The organism is Actinoplanes flavus, assembly GCF_017592555.1.
GTDB lineage: Bacteria > Actinomycetota > Actinomycetes > Mycobacteriales > Micromonosporaceae > Actinoplanes > Actinoplanes flavus.
The window spans coordinates 1-6,334 of record NZ_JAGFNS010000068.1 but is presented as its reverse complement, the minus strand read 5'-3'; the positions used below and the strand labels follow the sequence as shown (position 1 = coordinate 6,334).

Annotated in this window: 2 protein-coding genes and 1 pseudogene; 2 read left to right on the top strand and 1 reads right to left on the bottom strand. The window is 67.6% G+C overall.

Annotation, left to right across the window (positions count from 1 at the left end):
* The first annotated feature begins 906 nt into the window (after positions 1 to 906).
* Positions 907 to 3,039, top strand: coding sequence for a sensor histidine kinase (locus J5X75_RS43575; RefSeq protein ID WP_208473610.1), 2,133 nt, complete (start codon positions 907 to 909; stop codon positions 3,037 to 3,039).
* On the opposite strand, the gene J5X75_RS45255 is transcribed toward J5X75_RS43575, so the two are convergent.
* Positions 3,036 to 4,874, bottom strand: a complete 1,839-nt coding sequence (locus tag J5X75_RS45255) for a PAS domain S-box protein (protein WP_208473609.1) — start codon at positions 4,872 to 4,874, stop codon at positions 3,036 to 3,038. The two genes, J5X75_RS43575 and J5X75_RS45255, sit on opposite strands and share 4 nt — an antisense overlap.
* Positions 4,875 to 5,182: 308 nt before the next feature.
* On the opposite strand from J5X75_RS45255, the pseudogene J5X75_RS43565 reads away from it, so the two are divergent.
* A pseudogene (locus J5X75_RS43565) lies at positions 5,183 to 6,175 on the top strand (transposase); the annotation flags it as partial.
* Between the last annotated feature and the right edge of the window lie 159 nt (positions 6,176 to 6,334).

The following is a 6,334-nucleotide window of genomic DNA, read 5'->3' as shown; positions in this document are numbered from 1 at the left end:
CAACAACCAGCCGGCCACCCGCCACGACGTCCACATCGTCACCAGGACAAAACCACCGAACGGCACAGTCAGAAAGAAGACCTCCACCACACCACGACCCCGCCGCACAGGTTAAAACTCAAGTTAGAAGCTACGGATAGACATCGGTCTCGGTCGTCGCGTCCTGGGTGGAAATGCCGCTCCTACCAGTGCGGTACGCCCCGGGCGCGCTACGCCGTATGCGGTAGACGCGGGAGCCGTCGCGTTGTACCGCGGCAGTGAGCGTGCGGCCTCGACGATGCGGAATGAAATCACCTCGTCCTCGAGGTCGGTGAACCGGACTACCGGAATGCCTTATGCGCGTTCATTCGGCAGGCAGTCACCGCCGCATCGGAGCCGCTGGGATATGGTCCGGCGATCCGGGTCGCCTACAGACTGACGTCACGTCCACGAGGAATTCGTAGTGCTTCCCGGCGACGACATCGTCTGCGTCACCTTTCTGGATTACGCATCGGGACGTAGCGCCCGTTACCTGTGTGGCGACGCCCGGAGGGCTGCTTACGCAGGTGACAACGAGCGCCGAGTATCGGCCACCGCGAGCGCCACCCGGCAAGGTCAAAGTCGCTGAGTTCGAGCGCCACTCCGCAGGGGGAGCATCGCGGTGACCCGGTGATCACGGCGACCGGTCGGCCGCGGCGCGGTGGGATCGGCCTGTCGCCGTCTCGATCACCTACACCTCGGAATCGGTTACGGCGGCCCGCTGCTGTTCGTGGCGCTCGTGCCGGGCGCGTTCGAGCGCGGCCTGCCACCGTCGCTCCTGTGCGACGGCGTCCAGGGCGGGTCTCAGCGTCCACGGCGGTCGCCGGCGTCGCCGGCAAAACATCGCAAACTGCATTTTGTTCCTCCCCGTCATGGTTGACTGCCAGCGTGGAGGAGAAGGGCCTGCCCTCGGACGCCCAACAGCCGCCCGGCGATGCGGACGCCCCGATGGTGCACGGCACTACCGTGCGGCAGGTCGACTTCATCACCGGCACGCTGACGGAGGCGCCGATCAGCAAGTTTGCCGCGGTCACGGCACGGGCTGCAGGTGCTCCGACAGCGGTGATCCACCTGGCCGAAGGGGACCAGCTACGGCTGGCCGGCGGGTCCGGCTTGCCGGACGGCTGGCAAGCCATCAGCCGCGTCCCGGCGACCTCGACGCTGACGGGCCTGGTAATCGGGCAGGCACACCCGCTGATCATCGCCGACATCGACAAGGATCCGCGGGTACCGCGACACTCCCCGGCCCGAGCGGTCGGCGCCCGCGCTTTCGCCGGCTTTCCGATCCGCGACCCGCACGGCGAGATCGTCGGGGTGTGCGCGGTGCTGGACTACCAGCCGCGGCAGTGGTCACCAGCCGAACTGGCCGGGGTCGACGAAGGCGCCCAGGCCTGTACCGCGTTCGTCGTCGAGCACCGAGCCCGCGAAGACGCCGAGCAGCAGCGGCTGTTCCTCGACGCCATGCTGGACAGTATGCAGACGGGGGTCGCCGCCTGCGACGCCGACGGCCGCCTGGTGTTCACGAATCACACCATGCGGCGGTTGTCCGGTCCCACCCCGGCCGACGGCTCGATGCAGTCGTGGGCCCGCAACAGTCCACTGACCGACGCCGACGGCAACCCGATAGCAGCCGACGACATCCCGTTGCTGCGCGCGCTGGCCGGAGAACGCCTGCGTGACCTCGAGGTGACCGTGCACTTGCCGGACCAGCGCGCCATGATTGTCACCACTGATGCGCAACCCATTACGACCGCGGACGGACGCCGGCTGGGGGCGGTGATCGCGGCGCACGACATCACCGACCGCCGCCGCGCCGAACGGATGCGGGCCACCGAGCTGGCCGTATCGGAGGCGCTGGCGCACGCCCCGAGCGTGCGGCAGGCCGGCCCTCGCATCCTGCAGGCGGTGTGTACGACGCTGGGCTGGCCGTATGCGGAGTTGTGGCTGGTCGACGAGCAAGCCGACACATTGATCCCGGCGGTGCAGTACACCCTCGGCGGCGATCCTCACGGCGGCGTTCCCCCACAGCTGCAGCACGGTGACGCGCTGACCGGTGCTGCCTGGCGTACCGGCAAACCGGTGTGGATCGGCGACCTCGACATCCCCGCGGCCACGGCCGGATCACACCGGCGGTTGCACACCGGCCTGGCGATCCCGGTTCCGTCCGGCGGCCACGTTCTGGCGGTGCTGTCATTCTTCGCCGGCGTGGTCGAGGACGTCACCGACGACTTGCTGGCGTTGCTGTCCGGGATCGGCGCGCACGTCGGCGAGTTCCTGGAACGCCGCCGGGCCGAAGAACTGACCTTGGCGCTGGCACGCAGCAAGGACGAATACCTGGCGCTGATCGGCCACGAGTTACGCACCCCACTGACCTCGATCGGCAGCTACATCGAGGTAATGCGCGACAGCGACCCAAGCGAGCTGACCGACGAACTGCCGGCCATCGTCGATGTACTCAGCCGTAACAGCGACATCATGCGACACATCATCGACGATCTGCTGGACCTGTCCGCGCTCGACAGCGGACATGCAGAACTGGCTCGCGTACCGGTTGACCTGGTCTCGCTGGTCACCGCGGCTGTCATCGCGGCCCGGCCGGCCGCGGAGGCCGCCGGCATCAGCCTGCACCTCACGGCGGCGCCCTCCGAGGCGAACGTCAGCGGCGACCCGGACCGGCTGGGCCAGGTGGTGACCCACCTGATCGACAACGCCGTCAATCACAGTCTCGACGGCGGGCGGATCACCGTCACCGTGATCCGGCCAGCGCCTACGACTGTGCAACTCGACGTCACTGACACCGGGATCGGCGTCCCCACCGACGAGCAGGACTACCTGTTCACCCGCTTCTACCGTTCCCGCCACACCAGGCAACAGCGTATCCCCGGCGCTGGGCTGGGCCTGGCAATCAGCCGGGCCATCATCGAACGCCACCACGGCAGCATCCGCCATATCCCCAGCGAACAGGCCGGCACCCGCATCAGCGTGCGCCTGCCGACCGGCCAACCCGGGGCCCTTGACTAGACCAAGGGGTTGGGGGGCCGGCTGATGCCACGGACGGCCGGCGGCGGTGGGCTGCATTCGGTGCGGTGGGCGGCTCCGGTGGGATACCGCGGAAGCCGGATCTTGAAGAGGCTGCCGCCGTTGGGGCGGGCCTCGGCCCAGATGGTGCCGCCGTGGCGTTCGATGATGCGCTGGCAGATGGCGAGTCCGACGCCGGTGCCGGGGGCGGCGTCGTGGTGGGCGCGGTGAAACATGTGAAAGATCGTCTCGGTGTCGTCCGGGGGGATGCCGAGGCCGTTGTCGGCGAAGGTGAAAATGATGTCGTCGTCGTACTCGACGGCGGTGATCTCCACGATCGGGGTGACGTCCGTGGCGGTGTACTTCACCGCGTTGGTGATCAGGTTGGCCAGTACCTGACGCAGCTGGGTCGGGTGTGCGCACACGCTGCCCAGCGGTGCGACCCGCACCTCGGCGTGGGCCGCATCGAGGTGGGGTTTGAGGTCGCGCAGCAACTCGCCGATCAGTGCGTCGACGTCGACCCATTGCATCTGCAGCGTCTCGGTGCCCGCCCGGGCGTAGGCGAGCAGGTCGTTGATCAAGACGGCCATCGCACCGCCGACGGTGGTGATCCGCGTCAGCAGGTCACGGGTGCTCGCCGGGGTGTCACCGGGCAGCTCTTCGGCGAGCAGCGCCGCGTGGCCGAGGATGCCGGTCAACGGGCCGTTGAGATCGTGGGCGACGATCGCGGCGAACTCTTCCAGGTCCTGGTTGCTGCGCCGTAGTTCGGCGTTGGCCGCGGCGAGCTGCTCGGCGTGTTCGTGTCGTTCGGTGACGTCCTCGATCTGGGTGATGACGTGCACCGGGCTGCCGTCGGCGGTGTGTAGCAGCGCGGCGGACACCCGCGCCCACATCCATAGCCCCCGGGCGCAGCGGTAGCGTTTTTCCTGTTGGAACACCTCGATGCGCCCGGCGATCAGATCCTGAATCGCCTGCGACCCGGTGTCGACGTCGTCGGGGTGACTGATTTCGGCGAACGTCATCGCCTGCAACTCGGTGGGTTCGTAGCCGAGCATGTCGGCAAGGGCACGGTTGACCCGCACAAACCGTCCCTGCAGGTCGACGATGACCATCCCGATCGGGGCGTGCTCGAAGATGAGGAAGAATCGTTGCTCGGCCTCCTCGGCCTGCGCGGTCAGTGCCGCTTCCCTGCCGGTGAGCGTCACCGTGCGGCGATGGGTGTAGTCGGCGAAGAAGTCACCCAGCGCCGGATCCTCGGCCAGCATCGGCCCGAGATGGGTGATCGCCCGCAGATCCGCCTCGTACGACAGCTCCGGGTGCGCTTCCACCCATTCAAGGCAGGTCGTCACGTAGCCCAGGAACAACACCAGTTCGTCGACGTCGGCGGCCGGCAGCACCCGACGTAACGCCGCAGCGAGCCGACTGCGGTCACTGTCGCGCAGAAACATCGACACCACAGCCCGCAACGCCGCATCCGCGACCGGCCCCGGCTGCGCCCACTGCGGCGTGCCGGCCGGCGCGGCGGACAGCACCGCGACGGCCTCGTCGGCGCCGGGTAGCCCTCGCGGCCCGTCGAGCAACTGCAGGATCTGCTGGGTGCTCATGCCCATCGGCCGTAACGCGCAGCTGTGGCACACCACGCAGTACGGCACGTCGCAGTAGCGAGACAACACCGCGAACGCTCGTTCCAGAAGCAGCGGCGGCAACCTGTTGCCCACATAGCTGCGCAGCGTCTGCTGCCACAGGTTCTCCAGCACCGCCGGCCGGTCCAACGCCGGAGCGAAGAACGGCGGGAAAAACCCGAACCGTTCCTCGATCTCTGCCTTGACCTCGGTCACCCGCCGAGCGCTTTCTACTACCATGGCCACCGCCTAGCGTGCTGGTCAGCGCACCCACGCTACGCCGAACCGATGACCTGCGGGCCATAACGACATGAGGCTAAGCAGGCGACGCGGGGGATGGGGGAGAGCCAACTTCGAACACTTCGCCGGTTTACCGTCGTTTCCGAAACGTGGTGTCCGCGGCCAGTGAAAGATCCCCATAGGCGGCCATTTACCGCCCCGCTGATGGCCAGGGTTCTCCCCGTGGACGGCCAGATATCTCCCCGCTGATCAACACCGGATGCCGGTCGGCGACGGTCGGCGGCGTGAAGAGCGGCAGGGAGATCATGGAAATCTTGGAGGCGTACGACCTCACGGGTAGTTACCGTGCGGCGGCCGAGCTGGCGGGATGTGATCACCACACCGTGGCCCGGTATGTGAAGTTGCGGGCCGAGGACCGCAACCCGGAGGAGCGTGCGCAGCGGTCCCGGCCGATCGACGACTTCATGGACGAGATCGAGGAGCTGGTGGCCCGCTCCGGCGGCCGGATTCACGCCGATGTGGTGCACCGGCGGATCACCGCGATGGGCTTCGTCGGTGGGGAACGCACCACCCGCCGGGCGGTCGCTGCGGTGAAGAAGTCCTGGCAGGCCGGTCAGCGGCGGGTGTTTCGGCCGTGGATTCCGGAGCCGGGGTTGTGGATGCAGTTCGACGGAGGCGAGGGGCCGCGGATCGGCGGGCGGCGGACCACGTTGTGGTGCGCGTGGCTGTCCTGGTCACGGTTCCGGGTCGTGATCTCGGTTCTGGACAATACGCTGCCGACGATCGTGGCCTGCCTGGACGCCACGTTGCGGCGCCTCGGCGGGGTGCCAGCCTACGTGCTCACCGACAACGAGAAGACCATCACGGTCGATCACGTCGCGGACATCACCATTCGGAATTCGGAGATCGTGCAGGTCGCCGTCGTGCTCTGCGTCGACGAGAAGTCCCAGACCAAGGCCCTCGCCTGCACCGCGCCGATCCTGCCGATGATGATGTCCGGCGCCCCGCAAAGGACCACCCCCGACTACGTCCGGGCCGGCACCTCCAGCCTCTACGCCGCTCTCAACCTGGCCACCGGGAAAGTCATCGGTTTCCTGTACGCCCGCACCAGGGCGATCGAGTTCAAGAAGTTCCTGGCCACCCTTGACCAGGAGGTTCCCGCCGTCTTGGACGTCCACGTCGTGCTCGACAACGCCTCCACTTACAAGACCCCGGCCATCAAACGATGGCCGGCCGCCCACCCCTGGTTCGCCCTGCACTTCACGCCGACCAGCAGTTGACATATCCGGGGTTCGTGGATATCGACCTACTAGGCCGTGTCGCCAAAGGGTCATAGCCACTGCAGCAGCGCGGCGATGGTGACGGTGGCCTGGAACGATGTGCTCGTCTTGTCGTAGCGGGTGGCCACCGAGCGGCATTGCTTGAGCCGGTTGAAG